The sequence below is a fragment of the Dietzia sp. DQ11-71 genome (assembly GCF_014144995.1).
Lineage (GTDB): Bacteria > Actinomycetota > Actinomycetes > Mycobacteriales > Mycobacteriaceae > Dietzia > Dietzia kunjamensis.
Genome location: NZ_JAALDT010000472.1, coordinates 1 through 1715, shown reverse-complemented (window position 1 = coordinate 1715; position 1715 = coordinate 1). Strand labels below are relative to the sequence as shown.

Below are 1715 nucleotides of genomic sequence, written 5' to 3'. Positions count from 1 at the left end.
GAGCACATCCTGGCCGCCTACACCGCGGTGGGCCCGGCGCTCGACTGGGTCGACGACCGCGCCCGCGGGGTCCCGTTCACCACCGGCTGCCGATAGCGTCACCAGCGGTCGGGCGCGCCGGGGGCGTTGCGGACGTCACGCCGGGGCCGTCGCGGGGTGGGTCGGGAGCCGCTGAGCGGTACCCTCGACCCTGTGAGCACCGCCCAGAACTCCTCCCCGGCCCAGTCCGCCCTGGACACCGAACTCAAGCGCCTCACCGGCTGGGGGCGCACCTCTCCCGCGATGAGCCACGTGCTCACCCCACGGTCCGTGGAGGAGATATCGGCAGCCGTGGCGGCGGTCAACGACGCCAACGCGTCGAGCCCCGCCCACCTGCACCGCGGCGTGGTGGCCCGCGGGCTCGGTCGCTCCTACGGCGACAGCGCCCAGAACTCCGGTGGTCTCGTGCTGGACATGAGCCACTTCAACCGCATCCACGAGCTCAACGCCGAGAAGGCGCTGGCCGTGGTGGACGCGGGCGTGAACCTCGACCAGCTCATGCGCGCGGCCCTGCCGTTCGGCCTGTGGGTTCCGGTGCTCCCGGGCACCCGGCAGGTCACCGTCGGCGGAGCGATCGGGCACGACATCCACGGTAAGAACCACCATTCGGCCGGCTCGTTCGGCAACCACGTCACCCGCATGGAACTGCTCGTCGCCGACGGCCGGGTGCTGACCCTGGAGCCGAGCGGTACCGCCGACGACCCGGAGGGCACCCTGTTCTGGGCCACGGTCGGCGGCAACGGCCTGACCGGCGTGATCCTCAAGGTGTGGATCGCCATGACCCGCACCGAGACCGCCTTCTTCCTGGCCGATACCGATCAGACCGGGTCGCTCGACGAGACGATCGCCCTGCACACCGACGGTTCCGAGTCGAAGTACACCTACTCCTCGGCCTGGTTCGACGCCATCAGCGCGCCGCCGAAGCTCGGCCGGGCCGCCGTGTCCCGCGGGTCGCTGGCCACCCTCGCCGAGCTCGAGGAATACGCGCCCAAGCTGGCGAAGAACCCCCTGGCGATGGACGCCAAGCCGCTCATCACCTTCCCGGACGTCTTCCCCAACGGGCTCGCGAACAAGTACACCTTCGGCCCCATCGGCGAGGTGTACTACCGGCTCGGGGTCACGTCCCGGAACCAGATCAAGACACTGCCGGCGTTCTACCACATGCTCGACCTGTTCTCCGAGTGGAACCGGGCCTACGGGTCCAAGGGATTCCTGCAGTACCAGTTCATCGTCCCGCCCGGCGAGGTCGAGGGTTTCAAGGAGATCATCGGCGACATCCAGCGCTCGGGGCACTACTCGTTCCTCAACGTCTTCAAGCTCTTCGGGCCGGGAAACCAGGCACCGCTGTCCTTCCCCATGGAGGGATGGAACGTCTGCGTGGACTTCCCGATCAACAGCCGTCTCAACACGTTCGTCAACGAACTCGACGCCAAGGTCATGTCGATGGGCGGCCGCCTGTACACGGCCAAGGACTCCCGCGTCCCGGCCGAGCGCTTCCACGCGATGTACCCTCGGATCGATTCGTGGATCGCCACCCGCCGGGGGATCGACCCGAACGGCGTGTTCGTCTCCGACATGGGGCGTCGCCTCGAGCTGATCTGACGGTCGACCGGGGCGGGGCCTCCCCGCCGCCGCCGCCCGGCTCCACGGCCGCGACGCGCCTCCGCCGGGGGACC

At 69.5% G+C, this 1715-nt stretch carries 1 protein-coding gene; it reads left to right on the top strand.

Annotated elements, in window-relative coordinates:
- The first annotated feature begins 192 nt into the window (after window positions 1-192).
- Window positions 193-1641: a decaprenylphosphoryl-beta-D-ribose oxidase gene (locus G6023_RS14765; protein ID WP_182636213.1), complete on the top strand. Its 1449-nt coding sequence runs from the start codon at window positions 193-195 to the stop codon at window positions 1639-1641.
- The last annotated feature ends 74 nt before the right edge of the window (window positions 1642-1715 follow it).